This window comes from Methylophaga frappieri (assembly GCF_000260965.1).
Taxonomy (GTDB): Bacteria; Pseudomonadota; Gammaproteobacteria; order Nitrosococcales; family Methylophagaceae; genus Methylophaga; species Methylophaga frappieri.
Map to the genome: position 1 here is coordinate 760,942 of NC_017856.1, position 23,536 is coordinate 784,477.

A 23,536-nucleotide genomic window follows, 5' to 3' on the forward strand; every position below is an offset into this window, starting at 1 on the left:
GCTCAGCGGATAATACCGCCTTGCTGGGCTTCGAGAAATGCAATAAAGCAATCCAGCTCTTTCGCTTCAGACGGAATATTTTGTATTTCTTTTTGCGCAACCTCTAGACGCAATCCACTACGGTAAACCAGCTTGTATGCTTGTCTAATGTTACGAATCTGCCGCTCAGAAAAACCGCGGCGTTTCAACCCTTCCGTATTAATACCAACGGGCTCGGCCATGTGTCCTGAAACCAGCACATACGGGGGAACATGTCTTGAAATGACACTGCCCATGGCACTAAATGCATGCGCACCAATCCGGTTGAATTGGCTGACTAAGGTGAAACCGCCCAGAATCACATGGTCATCAATTTCGACATGGCCAGCAAGCGAGGCATTATTGGCAAAAATATTATCATTGCCAATCAGGCAATCGTGGGCGATATGGACGTAGGCCATAACCCAGTTATTGCTGCCAATTCTGGTGACGCCGCCGCCTTGAACCGTGCCACGATTAACGGTGACTGATTCTCGAAACAGGTTGTTATCCCCAATTTCAAGGGTTGTCGCTTCGCCATTGTATTTTTTATCCTGTGGCTCAGCACCGATTGACGCAAATTGAAAAAACCGGTTGTTGTTACCAATTCGTGTCGGCCCTTCAATCACAACATGAGAAGCAATTTCGCAGCCGGACCCAATTTCGACACCGGCACCAATAACACTATAGGCACCAATACAGACATCTTCGGCAATACGGGCATCAGGGTCAATTAAGGCCGTAGAATGAATCACGATGGCATTTCTTGATTAACACACATAATATCAGCGCTGACTACCACTTCTCCGTCAACACTGGCTTCACCGGTAAATTTCCAGAGATTTCGTTTATTCTTGACCAGTTTGACTTCCAGTCGAAGCTGATCACCGGGTTCGACCGGTTTCTTAAATCGGGCATTATCAATACCTGCCAGATAATAAAGCGCTTCATCTGAGCGAATTTCATCTGCCGTTTTAAATGCCAATAATCCGGTAGCCTGCGCCAACGCTTCGAGAATCAGAACACCGGGCATAATGACCCGTTGCGGAAAGTGCCCGGTAAATTGTGGTTCATTAAAGGTGATATTTTTGATGCCGACCAGATGTTCACCTGGGGTAAATTCGATCACGCGATCAATTAGCAAAAACGGATACCGATGCGGTAACAATCGCTGAATTTCATGTATATCTATGGTGTTCAATCTGATTTCCTTGCATCAATCTTTGTCGCATTGGCGACATATTACTGTCACTGTCAGATCGGGTAAAGCCCGAGTGATTCAGTCAGCCGGATTAATCAGACTGTTTTTCTGTCAGCGTCTTAACCTGTTTAAACAGTTTTTCCATTTGTCGATAACGAATGACGTTTTTGTGCCATTCCCGAGTTGGCTCAACAGGAATACCCGATGAATAACTTCCCGCCTCAGAAATGGATTTGGTCACCATGCTCATTCCCGTCAATTGGACGTTATCGACAATTTCGATATGACCAGCAATGCCGGTACCACCACCAATCGCACAATACCGACCAATCTGGGTACTGCCAGAAATGCCAACGCATCCGGCAATCACCGTATGCTCACCGATAATAACGTTATGGCCAATCTGTATCTGGTTGTCGAGTTTAACGCCATCATGGATGATGGTGTCATCAATGGCACCTCGGTCAATCGTGGTATTGGCACCAATATCGACATCATCACCAATATGAACTGAACCGACCTGCGGCACTTTTATCCAGTGATCACTATCCAGTGCGATCCCGAACCCATCGGCGCCAATCACAACCCCTGGATGTATTGTCACTCGTGACCCTACGGCGACCCGTTCACAGAGCGTGACACGGGCCACAAGTCGTGTGTGTTGACCAATTTGTACATCATGACCAATAACACAGCCCGGCCCGATATACACACCAGCAGCGATGCGGACCCCATCTCCAATGTAAGCTTGCGGTCCAATATATGCTGTCTCATCAATGACAGCAGAGTTTTCGACAACGGCTGACGGATGCTGTCCAGGCGTAACTGCCTGAGCTGGGTACAGCAATTTTGCCGCGCGCGCATAAGCAACATACGGTTCGGTTACCACCAGTGCATTACCACTGAAGTCAGCGGCATCCTTGTTCGTCAGCAACACTGCGGAAGCACCGGTTGATTTCAGATATTTTCGATACTTGCTGTTAGCCAGAAAACTCAGTGAGCCCGATCCTGCATTATGTAATGTCGCGACCCGATCTATCTCACAGTCCGGGTCGCCGACAAGCTCTGCTTCCAGTGCTTGTGCTAATGACTTCAGTGTCCATTTCACCTTAATTTATCGAGCTTGCAGTTGTTGCAAAACCTTTTCAGTTATATCAACTGCCTCACTGGCAAAAATCACGCCTTGGTAAAGTACCAAGTCATAATTTTCTTTCTCAGCGACAGAGACAATGGTTTCCGCAATTTCTTCTTCAAGCTTGCGCAGTTCTTCATTACGACGAATGGAGAGATCTTCGCTATATTCATCTTGAAGCCGTTTTAATTCACGCTGATCGCCCAATACTTTTCGTTCACGGGTTTCTCGCTCATCCGAACTCAAAATAGCGGCGTCTTTTTGCAACTGTTCCTGGGCAGAACGCAATTCACGACTTTTCGCCTCGAGCGATTTGCTGCGTGCAGAAAACTCGGTTTCCAGACGTTTCAACGCCCGTTCTTTTTGAGGAGATTTGTCGAGAATAACACTGGCATTGACCACACCCACTTTCAGATCATTTGCGAAACTGGCCGGGCTGACCGCTAACAGGGCCAGCGATACCAACATAACCTTTACTGTTCTCACTATATACTCCGGAATAATTAACTAAATTTTAGAAGGTAGAGCCTAACTGAAATTGAAAGACTTCTTTTTCATCGCCACTCTCCGCATTAAGCGGTGCAGCAATACTGAATGACATGGCACCAAATGGAGAAATCCAGATAGCAGAAACACCAGTAGAATATCTTAACAAACCGGCATCAAAGCTTTGGTCCTGATCATAAACGTTACCAACATCGAAGAAAGTACTCAGTCGGAAAGAACGTAATGACTTACGCATGAATGGCACTGGGAAAATAATTTCTGCCCCCCCGGTGACCAATAAATTCCCCCCCAATGGTTGATCATCTTCACGAATGCCAAGTGTGTTGGCACGGAAGCCCCGAACACTACGAATACCGCCCGCATAGAAGTTTTCAAAGAACGGTAGCTCACTGGTTGAGCCATAACCATCTGCATAACCCAAATCGGTACGCAACGCAAAAGTCAGATCATCTGAGATGGGTCGGTACCAGTTGTTGTTATAACGCAGTTTGTAATACTGCAAATCCCCGCCGGGGACGGCCACTTCAAACGTAATGCGCTGCTCCATGCCCCGCGTCGGTAACAAGGCATTATCACGGCTGTCACTAGTCCAGCCGACGGTAACCGGAAAGGCATTGAATTTATCACCCTCGCGCGCAATAAAATCTTCATAACGCTGAATGGTATTGAAATCAGACAGATCGAGTTCCGTTTGCTCATAACCCAGTGCCAGCGAAATGCGGTTATTTTCCGAAATAGGCACACCGAAATTGATATCGCCACCTAAGGTTTTCGTACTGTAATTGGCAAGGTTCGCTTCACGCGCGTCAATTTCACGATAAAAGGTATTAAAGCCCTGACTTATCCCATCAATTGTGGCAAACGGATTGGTATAACCAAAACTGTAAGTCGTATTGAAATCGCTATTATTAAAACCAAAACGAATATGCTTACCACTACCAAGAAAGTTACGTTGCGTCAGGTTAGCGTTGAAAATAATGCCGTCTGATTGAGAGAAACCGATACCCGCAGAAATACTGCCTGAGGCGGTTTCCGTCACATCATAGTTGAGGTCAACCTGATCACTTGTACCGGTCACCGGCAAGGTCTCAACGTTCACATCTTCAAAATAGCCCAGTCGCGAAACGCGCTCTCTACCCTGCTCGACTTTTTGTGTATTAATCCAGGCAGATTCCTGCTGACGCATTTCCTGGCGGATCACTTCATCTCGGGTTTTGCTATTACCTGAAATGTTTATCCGACGCACATAGGCACGTCTGCCGGGATCGACAAAAAATGTCAGATTGACTTCCCTCGTTTCACGATTGATATCAGGCACGGCATTCACGTTAGCAAAGGCATAGCCATCATTGCCCAAACGGTCAGTCAGGTTTTCTGAGCTATCGTTAATCGCCTTTCTCGAAAACACCGCATTATTGCGAATCGTCACCAACTCAAATAACTCTTCTTTTGGTGCGATCAAATTTCCCGCCAATCGAACGTCATTAATCTTGTAGCGCTCACCTTCAGAAATATTAATGGTGACAAAGATCTGTTTTTTGTCATCACTAATCGTGACCTGCGTCGACTCAACAGTAAAGTCAACATAGCCACGATCGAGATAAAAGGAGCGGATAGTCTCCAAATCAGCAGACAAGCGCTGGCGGGAGTATTGATTGTCCTTGGTAATAAACGACAGCCATCCACCGGTACTCGACTCGATAGCATCCAGTAATTCATCGTCATCATAGGAAGCGTTACCGACAATGTTGATTTCACCAATAGTCGCAACCGCACCTTCCGTCATGTTAATTCTGACACCAACACGATTTCGAGACAGCGGCGTCACTTCTGATTGAATGTCGACACCATACTTACCACGGCTAAAATACTGGCGCTGCAATTCTAGCTCGACGCGTTCAAGCATGGCCTGCTCAAACACCTGCCCCTCGGCAAAACCAATCTGTCTAAGCGACTTGGTCAGTTCATCGCCATCAATATCTTTATTGCCAACAAACTCGATACTGGAAATTGCCGGTCGTTCACTGACCCGGATAACCAAGACACCGGCATCGCTTTCTACCTGAACATCATTGAAGTATTTTGACTTGAACAGTGAACGAATAATGCCCTGAACGTCATTATCAGTCAGTTCATCGCCTATTTTAACAGGCAAGTAATTAAACACCGTGCCTGCAGAGATCCGTTGCAACCCTTCTACTCGGATATCTTCAATAATAAATTCTTCCGCCCAGACGCTGCTGCTGAAACAGATTAAAGCCAGTACCGTGAATAGTTTTCTCATGATTATAATCAGACAGTCCGTCGACGAAAACGTAAGTGTACCTGCAATGCCGGCATTAGCCAAACAGTCTTGATAAATCATTGGCAAAAGCCAGCGACATCAATAACAGCAACACAATCAGGCCTATTTTTTGTGCTTGCAATTGAGCCGTTTCAGAAACCGGACTGCCTTTCACCCATTCGATCAAGTAAAGCAGCAAATGGCCACCATCAAGCACCGGAATCGGCAACAAATTCAAAATGCCGAGGCTGATGCTGATCATCGCCAAAAAGCCGATAAAAGCAACCACACCCTGTTGGGCGCTACTGCCTGCAAACTGGGCAATACTGACCGGCCCCCCCAGATTATCAGCCGAAACCTGGCCAGTCACCATACCCCACAGACTGACAACTGTATTGCGCATAAAGGACCAGGTTTGTTGAAATGCCACCGGCACCGCTGCCACCGGTCCCAGCCGCATTTCTGAAGATAACGATGCAGGCAAAGTCTGGTTCGTCGTATCAACACCAACGCCGATACGGCCCAGCCCGTTTTCATCAGCTGTCGGTATGACCGACAATTGCCGCCTCTCGCTCTCACGCTGCACCGTTATTGCCAGCGTTTTGCCAGCCGAAGCCTGAATATGTTCGACCCACGATTGCCAATCTGTAATTTGTTCTCCATCAGATGAAATCAATTCATCACCAGCTTTTAGTCCCGCCTTATCTGCTGCACCACCCGGTGTGATTTGCCCTAATATGGGTTTTATTTCTGGGCGATAGGGCACCACGCCGACCTGGGTCAACAAAGTGGCGGACTCATCCACAGCCACCACGGGAAGAGTTAATTTTTTTTGGCTAGTCACACCGCCTGATAACACCTCAATCGTAACGGTTTCCCCTGACTGTGCCGCCGCAAACCACAATTCAAAAGCACGACGCCAAGTGGGCGCCCGTTCACCCTCAATGTGACGAATTTCATCACCGGCTTGTAATTGCGCCAAAGCGGCTGGTGAGCCCTCGGCGACGCTACCAATGATCGGTTTAGCGCCTGGCACACCAATAACCAGAATCAGCCAATAAGCCAAAACAGCGAACAGAATATTTGCCAATGGCCCGGCAAAAACAATAGCGGTCCGTTTAGACAAAGGTTGATGATCAAAACTCGTCGCCGTCTCAGCCGGACTGACGGGCATCTGGCGGCTATCCAGCATTTTCACATAGCCCCCCAAAGGCAAAGCAGCTAGCACAAATGCTGTGCCATGACGGTTATACCGTGTCAGCAGTGCCTTACCAAAACCGACGGAAAAAGTCAGGACCTTAACGCCACAACGTCGCGCAACCCAATAATGTCCAAATTCATGGACCACCACGAGTAAGCTCAGGGCAACAATAAAAAAGAATAATGACTGCATCAGCAGATAACGCGCTCGGCTTGTTGTCTGGCAAGACGATCTGCTTCAAGAATAACTTCGAGATCATCCGCAGTCTGGCTTGATACAGCCATTAGGGTCTGCTCAATAACGGTCGCGATATCAATAAATTTCAATCGATTTTCAAGAAAAGCCGATACCGCTACCTCATTGGCAGCATTCAATATTGCAGTGCTGGTTCCGCCTGCTTTCAGCGCCTGATAAGCCAATTTTAAACATGGAAATTGGGCAAAACTCGCTGCCTTAAAATCAAGTCGGCCAACGCTAATCAAATCCAATGGCATCACGCCCGAATCAATACGTTCAGGCCAAGCCAGAGTATTGGCAATTGGCGTACGCATATCCGGATTACCCATTTGCGCCAATACCGACCCATCCAGATAGTCGACCATGGAATGAATAATACTTTGACGGTGCAAGACAACCTCAATCTGATTTGCTGGCAAGCCAAACAACCAATGGGCTTCAACCACTTCCAGCCCTTTATTCATCATCGTTGCCGAATCAACCGATATTTTTTGTCCCATAGACCAGTTCGGGTGAGCCACCGCCTGCTCTGGCGTGACCGTTGCTAAATCGGCGGCTGACCAATCACGAAAAGGACCGCCTGAAGCCGTTAAAATAAGCCGACGGACGCCCTTGTCTGCAAAATGATACTGCTGGCTGTCACTGACAGGCAGACATTGCCAGATTGCGTTATGTTCACTATCTACCGGAAGCAGTTCAGCGCCATTATCCATGACTGTCTGCATCAGTAATGCACCACTCATGACCAGCGCTTCTTTATTAGCCAATAAAATGCGTTTGCCCGCTTTGGCTGCAGCCAACGTCGGCAGCAAGCCAGCAGACCCAACAATTGCCGCTACAACAATATCACTTTGCGGGTCAGCAGCAATCTCTGTAAGGGCCGCATCACCATAGCGAACCTCCGTCTTAATACCTGCTTCTTTTAACGCTATTTGTAGCGTACGCGCAGCATCTCGATCTCGCATCACGGCGACTTTCGGCTGAAAACGCTGGCATTGCTCAAACAGTTTTTCTGACGCCTGATTGGCCGTCAAGGCATAAACCTGATACTTCTCGGTATGTCGTGCCAGTACATCCAATGTACTGTCGCCAATGGAACCGGTTGCACCCAACAAGGTGACCTGCCGCATCAGCGTAGCCCACCTAAATAAAGACAAGCAGCAAATACCGGCATGGCCGCCAGCAAGCTGTCGACCCGATCCAGCATGCCACCATGGCCCGGTAATAGCGCTCCACTGTCTTTCACCGCGAACAACCGTTTAAAAATACTTTCGAATAAGTCACCGACAACCGATAATAACGCTGTGATGACCGTTGCGAGTAGCCAGATCACGGGATGAATCGTTGCATTGACATTTGCCATCAATGCCAACACGGCAAGCATCATCACTAAAAGCAGACCACCGAACAGGCCTTCGAGAGTTTTGTTTGGGCTGATTGCTGACGCCAACGGCCGCTTACCGTAGCGTTTACCAAAAAAATAGCCCCCCGTATCCATTAACCAGACAACCAAGAAAAGATACATCACCCATATCGATCCCGAGATTGCCTGTCCGTGCAGCCATAAACCGCTGTAGATAAACGAGGCAATAATCATGACCAGCAACAGCAGGGCCATTGCTTTATGACCCAGCCATTGCCCAACTTTGACGGGTAATCGCCGATGGCGATAAGTCACCACTAATGTCGTCACGAATAACCAGAAAACCAGTCCTGCCAGGATCATCTCAGTCATACTGGCAAGCGGCAGCAAAAAAAGACTAACCAGCAAAGTCAACACAATACCACCAATGCGGTAACCGGCTTTATGGCCGGCGACAATGGTTAACCATTCCCAGCCAGAAAAACAGGCAATCACCAACAACAAGACTAAAAAGCCACTACTCGGCAATAAAAATACGGCGCCAATAATCAGCGGAATTAACACTGCTGCGGTTATGATGCGCGTCTTAAGCATCTGACTGCTCCTGAACTTGCTCAGACGTTCTCCCAAATCGGCGCTCACGTTGCCCATACCATTCAATCGCATGCTCTAACGCTTTTGCATTAAATTCCGGCCAAAGCGTATCGGTAAAATACAGCTCCGTGTAGGCCAACTGCCAGATGAGGAAATTGCTAATTCGTTGCTCTCCACCGGTGCGAATAAACAAGTCAGGTGCCGGAATAGACGCGGTAACCAAGCATGACTCGATGTCTGCTTCCGATACTGGCCCGGCCGCACGCTTTCCTGCTGCCACCTCAGCCATTAACTGATTTACCGCCTGAGTAATATCCCAACGCCCGCCATAATTGGCGGCAACATTAATCAGCAGGCCGCTGTTATGACGCGTTAAGTTTTGCGCCTCAGCGATTTTATTCTGGAGTGTCGATGAAAATCGGCTGATATCGCCGATGACTTGAAGACGGATATTATTTTGATGTAATCGCTGAACCTGATTATCCAGCGCATGGCTGAATAGCTCCATTAACAGGTCCACTTCTTTACTGGGACGTCGCCAGTTCTCGCTGCTGAAAGCAAACAGGCTTAACACTTCAACGCCACTGGCGGCACAATGTTTGACTACCCCCTCAACCGCACGAACACCGGCACGATGCCCCATAAATCGCGGTTGTAGACGCTGTTTTGCCCAGCGGCCATTACCATCCATAATAATGGCGATATGACGTGGAATATTTCTGACCGGCGCCGTCATCAGTGGCGAGTAATCGTGGTGATTACACTTCCATCAGATCAGATTCTTTATCGACCAGAACGTCATCAATTTGTTTGATTGTGGCATTCGTTAATTGCTGCACATTTTCTTCTGCTGCACGCAACTCATCTTCAGAAATTTCTTTTTCTTTAAGCAGATCTTTCAGTGTGTTATTCGCGTCACGACGAATATTACGCACTGCAATACGGGCATTTTCCGCTTCAGATTTGGCGACCTTCACCAAATCCCGCCGCCGTTCTTCTGTCAACGGTGGAATCGGTACCCGAATCGTCATGCCAGCGCTGTTCGGATTGACGCCCAAATCAGAGGTCATAATGGCTTTTTCCACCACTGACACCATATTTTTTTCCCATGGGGAAACTGTGATTGTGCGGGAATCTTCAATACCCACATTGGCTACCTGGCTCAACGGCACATCTGAGCCGTAATAAGGCACCATGACATGATCAAGCAAACTAGTGTGCGCTCGACCTGCACGAATTTTGGCCATCGCACTCGTCAATGCGGCGACGCTTTTTTGCATCCGGTCAGCGGCATCTTTTTCAATTTCGTCAATCATATTTTTATCCTATTTGACCAGCGTACCGACATTTTTGCCATAGACAATGTCGGTCAAATTACCGTACTGATGCACATCAAATACCCGTAGCGGCATTTTTTGTTCCTGACACATGACTACCGCAGTGGTATCCATCACAGCCAAACGGTTATTAATCACTTCATCGTAGCTGAGTGATTCATAGCGAACCGCATTCGGGTTTTTACGCGGATCATCATCATAAACCCCATCCACTTGTGTGGCTTTGAGCATCAATTCTGCACCGATTTCCACGGCGCGAAGACTGGCTGCTGAGTCAGTGGTAAAAAACGGATTGCCTGTGCCTGCCGCAAAAATAACGACACGGCCTTTTTCAAGGTGTCGAATAGCACGACGGCGCAGATAATCTTCACAAACCTCATGGATCCGTATCGCCGACATCACTCGGCAAAACGTGCCATTACGCTCCAGCGCATCCTGCAGCGCCAATGCATTCATTACCGTGGCCAACATGCCCATGTGATCTGCACTGACCCGGTCCATGCCTTTCCCGGCCAGACCAGCGCCGCGAAAGATATTGCCCCCGCCAATAACGATGCCGAGTTCAACGCCTTGTTTGTTCAAGGCGCTGATCTCTTTGGCAAAACGGGTTATCACTTCCGGCTCAATACCATATTCGGCATTTCCCATCAGGGCTTCGCCACTCAGTTTCAGCAAAATCCGCTTAAAAACCGGCTGACTTCCCGTTTCCGACATCGATTAGTTACCCCGTGCCTGTGCCATAACCTCTTCGGCAAAGTTATCGGCTTTTTTCTCGATACCTTCACCCACTTCAAAAAACGCAAAACCTTCAACGGTGACACCGGCTTGTTTCACCAGTTTTTCAACGGTGACATCTGGATCCTTCACAAACGGTTGACCCAGTAACGTTACTTCGTTAACAAACTTACTCATCCGGCCTTCGATCATCTTTTCAATGATAGCTTCTGGCTTGCCACTGTCACGTGCTTGTGTTGCCACAATATCACGTTCTTTCTCGATCAATTCTTGAGACAATTCATCTGCAGACACTGCTTGTGGACGATTTGCTGCCACATGCATCGCCAAATCACGCGCTAGTTCAGCATTGTCACCAGACATTTGGACCATCGTACCAATGCGATCACCGTGACGGTAGGCACCAATAACGCCTGCTGTTTGCAAAGTTGTAAAACGACGCACCTGAATATTTTCACCAATTTTAGCGATCAAGGCCTGACGCTTGTTGTCGACCGTTTCACCGCTATCCAGTGTCATTGCCAACAGTGCAGCCACATCTGCAGGTTGATTTGCCAAGGCTTTCTGTGCCACTTCGTTAACAAAATTGACAAAGTCATCGGCTTTGGCAACAAAGTCTGTTTCGGAATTAACTTCCAGCATGACGGCTTGTTTACCATCTTTGCTAACTTCAATGGCAATAACGCCTTCGGCAGCAACGCGGTCTGCTTTTTTGTCTGCTTTCGCCAGACCCGCTTTGCGCATCGCTTCAATCGCTGCATCGATATCACCATTCGATTCGACCAACGCTTTTTTACATTCCATCATGCCTGAGCCAGTACGCTCACGCAGTTCCTTAACCAGTGCAGCAGTAATTGCCATGATTTTTACCCTTCAATTCTGTTGTTTATGGTTGGCCCAAGGCCACACATACGACACAGGCCCGTCGTAGACGAGCCTGTATCCGTGAAACGTCAGTGTTTATTCCGCTGCCGCTTCGGTATCGTTTTCCACCACTTCAACGAACTCATCGCCGCTGTCTCCGGTGGTTACTGAAGCACGACCTTCAAGGATCGCATCCGCAATATTGGCGGTATACAAACGAATAGCGCGCATTGAATCATCGTTACCCGGGATAACATAGTCAACGCCATCTGGATTACTGTTGGTATCCACTACCGCAATAACTGGAATACCCAGTTTGTTGGCTTCTTGAATCGCAATGCGTTCATGATCAACGTCAATGACGAACAAAGCATCTGGTAAGCCGCCCATTTTGCGAATACCACCGATACTTTTTTCCAGCTTTTCCTGTTCACGGGAAAGCGTCAAAACTTCTTTCTTTTTCAGACCTTCGGTACGACCACTTTCAATCATTTCCTGAACCGCATCCAGACGTTTGATTGATTGACGTACGGTTTGATAGTTGGTCAACATGCCACCCAACCAACGACGGTTGACATAAGGCATACCGGCACGTTCTGCATCTTCACGAATCGCATCTTGAGCCGCACGCTTGGTGCCTACAAACAAAATACGACCTTTTTTGGAAGCCAGCTTGCTAACAAAATTCAGCGCATCATTGAATAACGGCAGACTGTTTTCGAGGTTAACAATATGAATGTTGTTACGCTTACCAAAAATGAACGGTGCCATTTTCGGATTCCAGTAACGGGTCTGGTGACCGAAGTGTACGCCAGCTTCAAGCATTTGGCGCATTGTAATTTTAGCCATGATATTTACCTTTAAATAATGGGGTTAATCCTCCATACACCCCAACCATCGACCCCCCGAATTTAATCAGGCAGCACCCCGATAGCTGTGCCGGCATATGTGTGATTTTGTCCCGTAATAACCGATTACGGGCGCGCATATTATTCCACACTTACCCTATAAAACAAAGCGAAACGCGCTTTTCATGCTAGATAGCCGGTTCTGACTGGCATCAGTCAGTGTAATCCGGCAAACTAGCACGGTTTACTCCACAAATCAGGATTGCCCAGCGATTATGGCTGTGACCATTAAATCTGTCGACGAAGTTGAAAAAATGCGTATTGCGGGCCGGTTGGCTGGCGAAGTTCTGTCCATGATTGGCGAGCATGTTCAGGCAGGTATTACCACGGATGAATTGAATCAAATCTGCCATGATTATATTGTTGATGTGCAGAAGGCGATCCCGGCGCCATTAAATTATCATGGTTTTCCCAAATCGGTTTGCACCTCGGTCAATCATGTTATATGTCATGGTATTCCCGGGGATAAAAAACTCAAAGATGGCGATATCATTAATATTGATGTGACCGTGATTAAAGATGGCTTCCATGGCGATACCAGTAAAATGTTTCATGTCGGTAAAACCTCAATTTTGGCGCAACGACTGGTTCGGGTTGCCCACGAAGCCATGTTTGTTGGTATCGACATGGTTAAGCCTGGCATAAGACTGGGTGATATCGGCCATGCCATTCAACAATGCGCTGAAAAAGAGCATTTTTCCATTGTCCGTGAGTATTGTGGTCATGGCATTGGTCGGGGGTTTCATGAAGAGCCGCAAGTGCTTCATTACGGCACGCCGGATACGGGTATGGTCTTGCAAAGTGGCATGACTTTTACCATCGAGCCAATGATTAATGCCGGAAAACGTCACGTCAGGCAGCTGCCTGATGGCTGGACGGTTGTAACGAAAGACCGGTCATTATCTGCACAATGGGAACATACCATTCTGGTAACTGACGACGGTTACGAAATCCTCACTTTGCGTGAAGAAGAACGCTGATTACAGGGTTAACACCATGACACAGCCTGAGCTTTCCGTCTGGAATTTTGGCAAGGCTGAAAATAGCCTAGCCTGTCGTGAGGCATTAAGTCTTGCTCAGCAGCACCTCAAATCGCTTTTTTTTGAAAAGCATGCCGATATTGATTGGCTGGTTCACCAACAAGCGCTGTTTGTTGATGAAGTGCTCCAGTTTCTCTGGCAAGCCCATGTCCCCGACGCCACCCCGGCCACCTTAATCGCCGTCGGCGGCTATGGCCGTGGCGAATTGCAACCCTTTTCCGATGTGGATTTGCTGATCTTGCTTGATGAGGCTATTTCTGATTCTCCACCAGCAGCATTATCCCAATTTCTAACCGATCTGTGGGATGTCGGACTGGATATTGGTCATAGTGTGCGCAGTATTGCTGAGTGTCGAGCGCAGGCTGAGGAAGACATCAGCATTGCCACGAATCTGTTAGAAGCACGTTATCTTTGTGGTGAAGCCGCGTTGTTCACTGAACTCGAACAGCTCACCGTTTCCAACAAAACCTGGGATACCCGGCTGTTTTTTGAACGCAAGCGTCAGGAACAAATTGAGCGGCATCGCAAGTACAACGAAACTGCCAATAATCTGGAACCCAATATCAAAGAGTCGCCAGGTGGCTTACGTGATATTCAGGTGATTACCTGGGTAGCCCAACAACATTTCAGTGTCACCAACTTGGCTGGACTAAACGAAAAAGGCTTTCTGGCACAAAGTGAATACGATGTCCTGGAAAAAGCCAGACGGTTTCTCTGGCAGATACGCTTTGCCTTGCATCACCAAGCCGGCCGCAAACAAGAAAAACTGATGTTTGACCACCAGCGTGAACTTGCTAAAAAGCTCGGTTATCAGGACACCGAGAAACGCATGGCCGTCGAACATTTCATGAAGGACTACTATCTTGCGGCTCGCGCAGTGGGTCAGATGAACGCCTTGTTACTGCAAATTTTCGAAGAAAATATTATCCAGGCGGCTGAACCGGGTGATATCCAACCGATTAACCGGCGTTTTCAAGCCCATAACGGCTATCTGGAAACCATCAATGCCGGTATTTTTGCCTTTTATCCCTATGCGCTGCTGGAAGTTTTCTTGCTATTGCAACAACACCCCCATCTTAAAGGCATTCGAGCGGCAACCATCAGACAAATCCATGCCCACTTACACCTAATAGACCGGCGTTTTCGTAAGGACATTAAAAATCGCAGTCTGTTTATGGAAATCATTCGCCAGCCAAAAGGCATCACACATGAGTTTCGCCGGATGAATCAGCTTGGTGTGCTCGGTGCTTACTTACCGGCTTTCGGTAATATTGTCGGGCAAATGCAGCATGATTTATTCCACGCCTACACCGTTGATGAGCACACCTTATTTCTAGTGGGCAATCTACGTCGCTTTTCCTGTGAGGAATTTAACGCCGAGTTTCCCCTTTGCTCGTCAGTGTTCTATCAACTCGCTAAACCGCAACTGCTTTATATCGCTGGCATTTTTCACGATATTGCCAAAGGCCGTGGTGGTGATCACAGTATTCTTGGCGTTGCCGATGCGGAACAATTTTGCCAGCAGCACAGTATCAGTGCATACGATACCCAGATCGTGACTTTTCTGGTCCGCCATCATTTGTCGATGTCGGCCACCGCGCAGCGAAAAGATATTGAAGATCCGGAAGTCATACGAGAGTTCGCGGATCTGGTCGGCAGTGTTGAACGGCTCAATTATTTGTATCTGCTTACTGTGGCGGATATTCGTGCCACCAATCGAAACCTCTGGAATAGTTGGCGCGATTCGTTACTAAAACAGCTCTATCACAGTACACGACAATGGCTGGAAAATACCGAGCAGCAAGCCAAAAATATCGAAGAAAAAAGCCAAAAGAAACACCAACAAGCTTTAGCTGAATTAATTGATAAAGGCTATCAAAATCAGTCCATTAGTGACTTGTGGCAAGACTATGGTCTGGACTATTTTTTACGGCATAGTGTTGATGAAATTGTCTGGCACACCCGTAACCGATTAGATCGCCCGGACCAAGAACCGTTAATTCTGGTGCGTCAGCATAATAATGAAGCTGCCACATTAGAGTTATTTATTTTTAGTCGTGATCGGCGTGGATTGTTCGCAGCAATGACGGCTACGTTAGAACAACTTCAACTCAATATTCTCGATGCCAAAATCAATACCACCGAAACCGGTAATACGCTGAATACGTTCATCATTAATGGCGCCGCACAACGCCACCAAGATATTATTAATGCCATGCAACAACAGTTGGCGAGAACCCAGTTAACCAGTGGCTACAACCCACAAATGATGCCGCGCATCAGCCGACTGTTTAAGACTGAGCCGACCATTAAATTTACCGATAACCCACAGCTAAACCATACTGTGATGGAACTTTATACGCATGATCGGCCGGGGCTTATATCTGCTGTTGCGCAAGTCTTGCTGTCTCAACAACTGCAATTAATGAACGCCAAATTGACCACGCTTGGCGATCAGGTAGAAGACGTGTTTTTTATTAGTAACGACGATGACAACATGCTAACATCAAGTGAACAGGACAATCTCTACAGCACACTCAAAGACACCTTAATGCAACAAGCGGAGCAAAAGGTTTCCACGATAAGTTTTTAAGACAAAAAAGGGGATGACCATGCCATCCCCCTTAGACTCACTATTTCAACCGATACTATTCGCCGATTGTTACCTGATCCATAACACTGGCTGCTTTTTTCTCACCAATGCCTTTTACGTTAGTCAGATCGTCAATATTGGTAAAATCGCCATTCGCTTCACGATAAGCCACAATCTTGGCCGCTGTCGCCGGACCAATTCCGTCTATCAGTTGTAACTCTTCAGCAGAGGCAGCATTTAAATCGATTTTATCGGCAGCGAAAACGGCACCACCAGCCAAAGAACAAGCCAGCATTAAGGCTACAATCCATTGTTTTAACATCCGTCCATCTCCTTTAATTTTGATAAATGGTCATCCTGACCACATTCGAGCCTAAAACAGCACGGCCTCAACTGACAAGCTTTTTTTCCTGACTGCCGTGTTTTCGTCTCCAGTCAGGACGACTCAAGGTTTTCAGTGAATGCGCTAATGCCGGACGCGATCCCCTTTTCCCTTACCTAACAGGGTGGCAATAATGAACCGAAAGTAATCCTGCCAGTGCCATTGTTGAATCATAGCTGCGTCCATTTCCGCTAACCGCTCTGGTTCAGACATATCTACCGAATTAATTTGCGCCAACCCGGTAATACCCGGGCGTACGTTAAACACACCGCGCTTGACTCTTTCCTCAATCAATACAATTTGGCTATACAGGCACGGTCTGGGGCCGACCAGACTCATTTCACCTTTCAGCACATTCCACAGCTGTGGTAATTCATCCAGTTTGCTGCGCCGCAGAAAGTGCCCAAACCGGGTAATTGCATTCCGATCGGCAAGATGTGTTGCGACCTGTTCGGTATCAACACGCATCGTTCGAAATTTAAGCAAGGTAAACGGCTGCTGGAAACGTCCCACCCGTTGCTGTCTAAAAATCGGCGAACCCGTATCGAAAAAACCGATCACCATCAACACCAACAGCACTGGCAAACTGGCGATGAGGCCAAATAACGCCAAAAAAAAGTCCAGTATTCGGATAGCGGGATGATTCATACTTGATTAGTGCTCCTGAGAACTTGGCAAATCCATGCTGGCTGCGACACATTTTTGCAACTGCTCCGCCATCGTTATCACCGGCTGCCAGCCAAGTTGTTGGCTGATTTTAGTTGCATCAACTTCCAACGAACCAAGTAAACGATCCACCACTGCTCGTTTACCCATCGTGGCGGCCATCAGTTGGAGCAAACGGACAGGCATTGGAACCAGAGTCGCTTTGCGCTGTTTGACCCGTGCAATTTGACGAATCAACTCTGGTGTAGAAATCACCTCATCATCCGCCAACAGATAAGTCTGATTTGCCGCACCCGGATGACTAATTACCAGCATGATCGCCGAAACCAGATTTTCTAGCGCAACCAAAGATCGCTGATTTTTAACAGCGCCCAGCGGCAACGGCAATCTGGAACCAGACCAGCGTATTAAACTGGCGAAATTGCCTTTGACACCCGGCCCATAAACCAGTGGCGGCCGCAAAATCACGATTTCCATACCACTTTGTTTGCCAATTGACTGTACTACTTGCTCAGCCTGCCATTTGCTTCGACCGTAATCATCTTCAGGATTTGGCGCGTCTTGCTCGGTAAAAGGCGCTGACAAGGTTTGCTCTCCATTCACTTTTACCGAGCTGATAAAAACAAACCGTTTCACGCCTGCCTGGGCAGCGGCTTCGGCTAACCGACGCGTCATCACGACATTGGTTTGATGGTATTGCTCAGCGGGCTGGCTTTCTGTTTCCCGCATTACATGCGTGCGCGCTGCCAAGTGAACCACCACCGCCATGCCTTGCACAGCATGTTCAGCGACGTCGCTAGACACATTACTTTCTGACTGAATCTGAACCACCTCTGCCGGCAACTGCATCGTTTGCTGTCTGACCAAAGCAGTCAGCTGGTGTCCCGCCTGCATGGCAGCATCGACAACCATCCGGCCGACAAAACCCGTGGCGCCGGTTAGTAAGATTTTCATTGCGCTTCGATTAACTGTTCAATTTCAGCCACTTTCTGGTTGACCAATGCCGGGTTACTGCGGCTTTCGACATTTAAACGCAGCAACGGCTCGGTATTTGAAGCGCGCAAATTAAAACGCCACTGGTCAAATTCCAGACTAACGCCGTCTGTTTTATCAAGCACAGGCTGCGGGCTTTGTTGCTGATAAAACTCCAGAATCCGCGCCAATGTTGCGGGTACATCGGTGACGCGATAGTTAATTTCACCGCTGCATGGGTATTGCTGCATGCGCTCATCCACCAATTGCGACAGCGTTTTACCAGAAGCACTCAGCAACTCCGTCACTAATAACCATGGAATCATGCCGCTGTCACAATAGGCAAAATCCCGGAAATAATGATGGGCGCTCATTTCACCGCCATAAATGGCATTTTCCAGACGCATACGTTCTTTGATAAAAGCATGGCCGGTTTTCGACTGCACTGGCACGCCACCCGCCTCAGTTACCTGATCAACCGTATTCCACGTTAACCGGGGATCATGAATGATTTTCTCGCCCGGCTGTTTGCGTAAAAAGGCTTCTGCCAATAACCCAACGATATAGTAGCCTTCAATAAACCGGCCGTTTTCATCAAATAAAAAGCAACGATCAAAATCGCCATCCCAAGCAATACCCATATCAGCATGATGCAAGATGACAGCATCTGCCGTAGCGGCGCGATTTTCAGGCAATAGCGGGTTGGGAATACCATTGGGGAACTGACCGTCGGGTTCATGATGGACCTTAATAAAGCTGACTGGCACTTTCAGCTCGACAAACTGACGTTCAATGGCATCAATGACATGCCCCGCCGCGCCATTACCGGCATTGACTACCAAACGTATTGGCTTGAGTTTTGGCAAATCGACATAAGTCAGTAAATGGTCAATGTAAGGCGCCAGAATGGATTGCTGTTGATAACCACTATGGGTTAATACCGATGCGCTATTCCCTTCCGGGTACGGCGAAGTCAACGTCTCAGCCAATTGTTGAATATCATGCAAGCCACTATCGCCGCTAATCGGCTTGGCATTTTTACCGACCAGCTTCATGCCATTGTAATCAAGCGGATTATGACTGGCAGTGACTTCAATACCGCCATCCACATCCAGATAAAACGACGCAAAATAGATTTCTTCGGTGCCGACCATACCGATATCAATCACCTCAGTCCCCGCCTCTATCAATCCCTGTGCCAAGGCTAATTTGAGTGGCTGACTGGTTTCGCGAATATCCCCACCCACCACAACTTTTTTGGCATCGCGCTGTTTGGCAAAAGCATAACCAATGCGGTAAGCCACATCTTCATTCAATTCATCGCCGAGTTTGCCGCGTATGTCGTATGCTTTAAAACAAGTTATTTTGGTCACGGTTGCGCTATTCCAATTTCATTTATTAACAGATTTTTTTATTTTGACCGTCTTTGCCTGCGCCAACTATTTCGCCTTATTTATTGTAAGCTTCGCTTGGCCTGTCATTTCCGCTTTTTTAGCTAAACGCACAAGAAGCTGTTATGGATTATGTCAGCCCAACTAGACTAGACCAATTCATCGCAAAATCCCGACCCACCTCGCTAAAAATGGCAATTTGTTACGCAAAAAACCTCGTATTGAATACTGGCCAAAATAATAGAGTGATTTCAATAGGTTGAGCTGCTCAACTTGGCGATAAAGCTGCCATGTATAGGCTGATGTCGTAAATTTATTCGACGAAATGGATTTTTCATGAACGCGATACTGCCCTAAAACGTCACGAATACCATAGGCAAAATCGACTTTTTTTAAAAGCCGCAACCACAATCCAAAATCCTGCCGACGGCGAATCAGCGGCATACTGATGTCATCAAAGTAAGTCCGATCCAGCATCACCGTTAAACAACCGAGATAGCAAGTTTTCAGCAGCTGTTGATAATTCACCCTGACCGGCACCCCGACCTTGCCGATAAGCCGGCCCGATTCATTAATTTTTTCATACGCCGTGTAGGTAAAAGGGTGACCCGTTTCCTGCATAAAGGCGAGCTGCTTTTCAAGCTTAGTCGGTAACCACAGATCGTCACTATCCAAAAAAGCAAGATATCGACCCTTAGCTACCTTTATTGCCGCATTTCGAGCTACCGCAGCGCCACTATTTTGCTCCAGCCTGATCAGCTTAACCCGAGCATACTGCGCAACATACTTTTCCACCAAGACAACTGAATTGTCAGATGACACATCATCAACAATAATCAGCTCCCAATTTGAATAAGTCTGGCCCAGTACCGACTCAATCGTTTGGGTAATGTATTCTTCTGCATTGTGAAGTGGGGTGATGATTGAAACTAAATTATCAGACATCTTTTTTATCATTTTACTTATCGTCTTTCAGGTGTTTTACCGGCAATTAACAACCAAACCTCCAGTAACTCCACCCCCCACAGGCGCGCTTGAAACCAGATAACTTTGAATTTTTCAAGAAAATTAAGTTTATTTGTATTTATCACGCGTATCACTCTCCATACGGGCGGAATATGGGTCAACGCAAAATACTTGAATCTTCTCATCCTCGTTCCTGAGCAAATCTGGCCGCCCTTAACCCGCCTCACTTTTGTTGCATAAGCGGCCCAAGTATCTCGCGCAGGATGGTAAACGATAGCGCTTGGCACATACTCCAATTTAAAGCCTGCGGCCAAAGCACGCTGACAAAAGTCCGCATCCCCGCCTGAAAAACGGCTTTCATCAAATAATCCAATCTCATCGAATACAGCGCGGGGAATCGCCAGATTTGCGGTGACCGCATAGCCTCTGGACACATATCGCTGTTGTGGCAAGCCTACGGCAATATCATAAAGCTCAGCTGAGGATGGCTGCTGACTGTTACTGCGAACAATCACGTTGCCAGCCAGCAAGGTTTTCCGATCAGAGCCAGAATAAGCCTCATAAAGGTGATTTAACCAATCATCACTCGGCACACAGTCAGCATCCGTGAATACAATTAGCTCACCTGACACTGCATCCAACCCCTTGTTCCTCGCAGCATAGGAACCCGGCTTTTCACATGTAAGAATGGTGATATCCTCATTTTCAGGGAGTTTGGGTATCTCATCTGAACCATTATCGACGATCACAAGCTCTCTGGAGAATGCGCCTGACTGGTTTGAGTATGCTTTTATTAAATCTGGTAGCAAATGCCACTGATTAAACACTGGTACGATGACAGACACATCCATCACTTGCCTTCCTGGTGATATCTGTCATAAAAAATATTCAGAAACCATTCATAAACTCTGGCATTCAGCGTCATGGGGTCGGGACAATTCTTAGTAAAACCTGTTACGCCATCATCGTATGCTTCTCCGAGCTGTCTGTCCCAGGCTCTAGAAGACGCCGCATTATGATGTTGAAATACGCGATGGAGGTTATACAAATGATAACCAACCTCTTTGGTAGTGACAGCGTTGTGATTCCTGAACTCAGCAAGTCGATACCTCAACCGGAGCAGCCTAAACACTAGAATTGTAGAGAAAATGGCGAATAACCCCGCTCTTTATGACTCACATCGCACCAGCATAAAAGGCATCAAAGAAAGTGCGAATCTGAGCATTTAAGGTAGTATCATCAAACATAGCATTAAGTGGAGAGTATTTGTTACTCATAACTCTCCTTCCAATTTGTCTGAAAACAGTTTTTGGATCTTGGTGTTCTTCGCTGAAGCGTTTTTCTGGTTTTGGAAATTTATCTGATTCAAGTGGAATAGTTCCATCGCATACTTTTCAATGACACGTTTCTGGTATTGGTCATCGAAAAGAACATCTTTATTTCCTAGTATTTTTTTTAATTCAGACAGATTTGCGAATTGCTTTGACCCAGTATCTATCTCTTTGTACCTTGTGAGACACCCTATAGCCTCTTCAACCAATTTGAATATTTCGATCACATTGATCGGTTGCTCAGGGCCAACAGCTAACGTCAAATTAATATCATTTTTATCAATCAGTAACTGCAAGACTCTCATCACATCGACGACATCTATCAAGCTTCGATAGGCATGTTTTTGAAGTAAAACAGGCTCTTCTCTAGTAATAGCTTTAACGAAGTAATTCATAAGCGTGTTGTTGCCGGTTATGCCAACAACTTGAGGCAGCCGTAGTATTATGTAGCGAGTTGCTGTTTGCTTGACGATGGTTTCAACATTCCGTTTGTGTCGTGCATATTTGCTATCACCATCCTCAGCGAGATAGCTACTGAAGTAAACGAATAACGCGTTATCGGAAATTGACCTTTCTAAAAGGTTAATCTCTCTCCGATATGCTGAAACATCTTTCTCATTCGAGTTAGACACCCCAGACGCAAAAATTGTCACAGGCAGGTTAGCTCTCATCACAGAAGCGGCTCTAGCCATCATTCCGTTGCCAACAATCTCTATGCTCATCTGAGATTCCATTGGCTTTCAAACACTTCATCCCAATTTTTTTTCAATCTTTCCCTGGTAAAGAAATATGCAACTCTTGCAATATTTTGGGATGCCGTTTCATGTTCAATGGGCTTAAGCTCAATGTTGGCTAATGAATCAAACAACGTCACTCCTTTTGCTTGGAAATAGCTCCAAGGCGTTATATCGCTTCTGATGTATAGCTTTTTCCCCATTCCTAATAAAGCGATAATGTTACCCATTGCCTGTTGCCTGTCATGATTCATTATCGCGATATCAATCCCATTCAAATAGATTGTATATTCATCAAACGACATGAACTCAGTCATGGGAACGAACTTCTCACCAAGTTTAGAATAGCCGTACTCGATAATCTCAGCTTTGTATGTTTCATTTCCATATGATAACGGACAATAAACCCTAAAATCCTTAGCCACCTCTTTAGAGAGTTTATCGATGATTTCTTTATGATTGTTTGTAGGAGATGCTGAATTACCAATTTGAATATTCAGCCTTGTAGCATCACTGGTAATCCTTGCCTTTATATCCCTGTTGACATGACTTGGGTACATCAAGTTTTCGATGTAAACGGCTCTTGTGTCATACCATTTCTTAGCAAGAAGAAAATCTCCAGGTACGGTTGTCGTCACGGCTCCCAAGTTTTTAAATACTCGTTTCCTTAAAAACTCTCGAACATACCACTTAAAATTCCTTTTCCCTTGCTCTCGCCGATAGAGATCTATCCCCCATAAAACCCAGCAAATTTTCTTCAAATAAGATGTATGAATATTTAAAAATAAAATCACTTTCATACTCGCCAAGAAATGAATGATGACTTTGTCAGAGCTAATTATGTGTTGCCTTAACTTAGTATATTTCCCTATTGTGCCGAACCGAGATCCAAATATAATATTGCTATACCCCGGTAACGGATAATGTTCTTCTCGGTCAAATATATAAAAGATATGTTGTTCAAAATCATCATATTCTGATTTCATAAAATCTATAAATTGTGGAATAAATTTATCGTTGTGAATAATATGTAAAGTTGTCATTTTTTTATATCATTTAGAATGGATGACTCAGTCCAAA

At 46.6% G+C, this 23,536-nt stretch carries 23 protein-coding genes; 2 read left to right on the forward strand and 21 right to left on the reverse strand.

Features of this window, described 5'->3' with window-relative positions:
- Nucleotides 1–2: 2 nt before the first annotated feature.
- From lpxA to rpsB, 13 genes are all read right to left on the reverse strand, one after another.
- A complete protein-coding gene (gene lpxA / locus Q7C_RS03445; RefSeq protein WP_014703303.1) occupies nucleotides 3–773 on the reverse strand; it encodes an acyl-ACP--UDP-N-acetylglucosamine O-acyltransferase in 771 nt (256 codons plus the stop codon).
- Nucleotides 770–1,219 carry a 3-hydroxyacyl-ACP dehydratase FabZ gene (fabZ, locus tag Q7C_RS03450; RefSeq protein WP_014703304.1) on the reverse strand — a complete coding sequence of 150 codons (450 nt, stop codon included), beginning with the start codon at nucleotides 1,217–1,219 and terminating at the stop codon, nucleotides 770–772. Before fabZ ends, lpxA begins: the two co-directional genes overlap by 4 nt.
- A gap of 91 nt (nucleotides 1,220–1,310) precedes the next feature.
- A complete protein-coding gene (gene lpxD / locus Q7C_RS03455) occupies nucleotides 1,311–2,327 on the reverse strand; it encodes a UDP-3-O-(3-hydroxymyristoyl)glucosamine N-acyltransferase (protein WP_014703305.1) in 1,017 nt (338 codons plus the stop codon).
- Nucleotides 2,328–2,333: 6 nt separating this feature from the next.
- Nucleotides 2,334–2,837: an OmpH/Skp family outer membrane protein gene (locus Q7C_RS03460; RefSeq protein ID WP_050954382.1), complete on the reverse strand. Its 504-nt coding sequence runs from the start codon at nucleotides 2,835–2,837 to the stop codon at nucleotides 2,334–2,336.
- Between the two features lie 28 nt (nucleotides 2,838–2,865).
- On the reverse strand, nucleotides 2,866–5,142 hold the full coding sequence (gene bamA, locus Q7C_RS03465; RefSeq protein ID WP_014703307.1) for an outer membrane protein assembly factor BamA: 2,277 nt from the start codon (nucleotides 5,140–5,142) through the stop codon (nucleotides 2,866–2,868).
- A gap of 55 nt (nucleotides 5,143–5,197) precedes the next feature.
- The gene (gene rseP, locus Q7C_RS03470) at nucleotides 5,198–6,535 is read right to left on the reverse strand and encodes an RIP metalloprotease RseP (RefSeq protein WP_014703308.1); all 1,338 of its coding nucleotides are present in this window, start codon (nucleotides 6,533–6,535) and stop codon (nucleotides 5,198–5,200) included.
- Nucleotides 6,535–7,710, reverse strand: a complete 1,176-nt coding sequence (gene ispC / locus Q7C_RS03475) for a 1-deoxy-D-xylulose-5-phosphate reductoisomerase (RefSeq protein WP_014703309.1) — start codon at nucleotides 7,708–7,710, stop codon at nucleotides 6,535–6,537. The genes rseP and ispC overlap by 1 nt, the downstream gene beginning before the upstream one ends.
- On the reverse strand, nucleotides 7,710–8,537 hold the full coding sequence (locus Q7C_RS03480; RefSeq protein ID WP_014703310.1) for a phosphatidate cytidylyltransferase: 828 nt from the start codon (nucleotides 8,535–8,537) through the stop codon (nucleotides 7,710–7,712). The genes ispC and Q7C_RS03480 overlap by 1 nt, the downstream gene beginning before the upstream one ends.
- Entirely contained in the window at nucleotides 8,530–9,273 is a 744-nt protein-coding gene (locus tag Q7C_RS03485; protein ID WP_014703311.1) for an isoprenyl transferase, read from the reverse strand. The genes Q7C_RS03480 and Q7C_RS03485 overlap by 8 nt, the downstream gene beginning before the upstream one ends.
- 22 nt (nucleotides 9,274–9,295) lie before the next feature.
- Complete coding sequence (frr, locus tag Q7C_RS03490; RefSeq protein ID WP_014703312.1) at nucleotides 9,296–9,853, reverse strand: ribosome recycling factor; 558 nt, start codon at nucleotides 9,851–9,853, stop codon at nucleotides 9,296–9,298.
- A 9-nt stretch (nucleotides 9,854–9,862) separates the two neighbouring features.
- A complete protein-coding gene (gene pyrH, locus Q7C_RS03495; RefSeq protein ID WP_014703313.1) occupies nucleotides 9,863–10,588 on the reverse strand; it encodes a UMP kinase in 726 nt (241 codons plus the stop codon).
- Between the two features lie 3 nt (nucleotides 10,589–10,591).
- Entirely contained in the window at nucleotides 10,592–11,470 is an 879-nt protein-coding gene (tsf, locus tag Q7C_RS03500; protein WP_014703314.1) for a translation elongation factor Ts, read from the reverse strand.
- A 99-nt stretch (nucleotides 11,471–11,569) separates the two neighbouring features.
- Entirely contained in the window at nucleotides 11,570–12,322 is a 753-nt protein-coding gene (rpsB, locus tag Q7C_RS03505) for a 30S ribosomal protein S2 (RefSeq protein WP_014703315.1), read from the reverse strand.
- 271 nt (nucleotides 12,323–12,593) lie between these two features.
- On the opposite strand from rpsB, the gene map reads away from it, so the two are divergent.
- Together map and glnD are read left to right on the forward strand one after the other, a co-directional pair.
- Nucleotides 12,594–13,361: a type I methionyl aminopeptidase gene (gene map / locus Q7C_RS03510; RefSeq protein ID WP_238532360.1), complete on the forward strand. Its 768-nt coding sequence runs from the start codon at nucleotides 12,594–12,596 to the stop codon at nucleotides 13,359–13,361.
- Between the two features lie 16 nt (nucleotides 13,362–13,377).
- Nucleotides 13,378–16,014 carry a [protein-PII] uridylyltransferase gene (gene glnD, locus Q7C_RS03515; RefSeq protein WP_014703317.1) on the forward strand — a complete coding sequence of 879 codons (2,637 nt, stop codon included), beginning with the start codon at nucleotides 13,378–13,380 and terminating at the stop codon, nucleotides 16,012–16,014.
- Between the two features lie 55 nt (nucleotides 16,015–16,069).
- Here the strand turns inward: glnD and Q7C_RS03520 are convergent, their stop codons facing one another.
- The 8 genes from Q7C_RS03520 to Q7C_RS03560 all read right to left on the reverse strand — a co-directional run bounded on the left by Q7C_RS03520 (nucleotide 16,070) and on the right by Q7C_RS03560 (nucleotide 23,499).
- Nucleotides 16,070–16,336: a ComEA family DNA-binding protein gene (locus Q7C_RS03520; protein WP_014703318.1), complete on the reverse strand. Its 267-nt coding sequence runs from the start codon at nucleotides 16,334–16,336 to the stop codon at nucleotides 16,070–16,072.
- Nucleotides 16,337–16,480: 144 nt separating this feature from the next.
- On the reverse strand, nucleotides 16,481–17,044 hold the full coding sequence (locus tag Q7C_RS03525; protein WP_014703319.1) for a sugar transferase: 564 nt from the start codon (nucleotides 17,042–17,044) through the stop codon (nucleotides 16,481–16,483).
- A gap of 6 nt (nucleotides 17,045–17,050) precedes the next feature.
- A complete protein-coding gene (locus Q7C_RS03530) occupies nucleotides 17,051–18,016 on the reverse strand; it encodes a UDP-glucose 4-epimerase family protein (RefSeq protein ID WP_014703320.1) in 966 nt (321 codons plus the stop codon).
- Nucleotides 18,013–19,407: a phosphohexomutase domain-containing protein gene (locus Q7C_RS03535; protein ID WP_014703321.1), complete on the reverse strand. Its 1,395-nt coding sequence runs from the start codon at nucleotides 19,405–19,407 to the stop codon at nucleotides 18,013–18,015. Before Q7C_RS03535 ends, Q7C_RS03530 begins: the two co-directional genes overlap by 4 nt.
- A gap of 177 nt (nucleotides 19,408–19,584) precedes the next feature.
- Complete coding sequence (locus Q7C_RS03540) at nucleotides 19,585–20,370, reverse strand: glycosyltransferase family 2 protein (protein WP_014703323.1); 786 nt, start codon at nucleotides 20,368–20,370, stop codon at nucleotides 19,585–19,587.
- Nucleotides 20,371–20,387: 17 nt separating this feature from the next.
- Complete coding sequence (locus Q7C_RS03545; RefSeq protein WP_014703324.1) at nucleotides 20,388–21,242, reverse strand: glycosyltransferase family 2 protein; 855 nt, start codon at nucleotides 21,240–21,242, stop codon at nucleotides 20,388–20,390.
- A gap of 422 nt (nucleotides 21,243–21,664) precedes the next feature.
- Nucleotides 21,665–22,444 (reverse strand): NAD-dependent epimerase/dehydratase family protein, encoded by a 780-nt coding sequence (locus tag Q7C_RS13255; RefSeq protein WP_014703325.1) that lies wholly within the window; start codon nucleotides 22,442–22,444, stop codon nucleotides 21,665–21,667.
- On the reverse strand, nucleotides 22,441–23,499 hold the full coding sequence (locus tag Q7C_RS03560) for a TDP-N-acetylfucosamine:lipid II N-acetylfucosaminyltransferase family protein (RefSeq protein ID WP_014703326.1): 1,059 nt from the start codon (nucleotides 23,497–23,499) through the stop codon (nucleotides 22,441–22,443). Before Q7C_RS03560 ends, Q7C_RS13255 begins: the two co-directional genes overlap by 4 nt.
- Nucleotides 23,500–23,536: the final 37 nt, after the last annotated feature.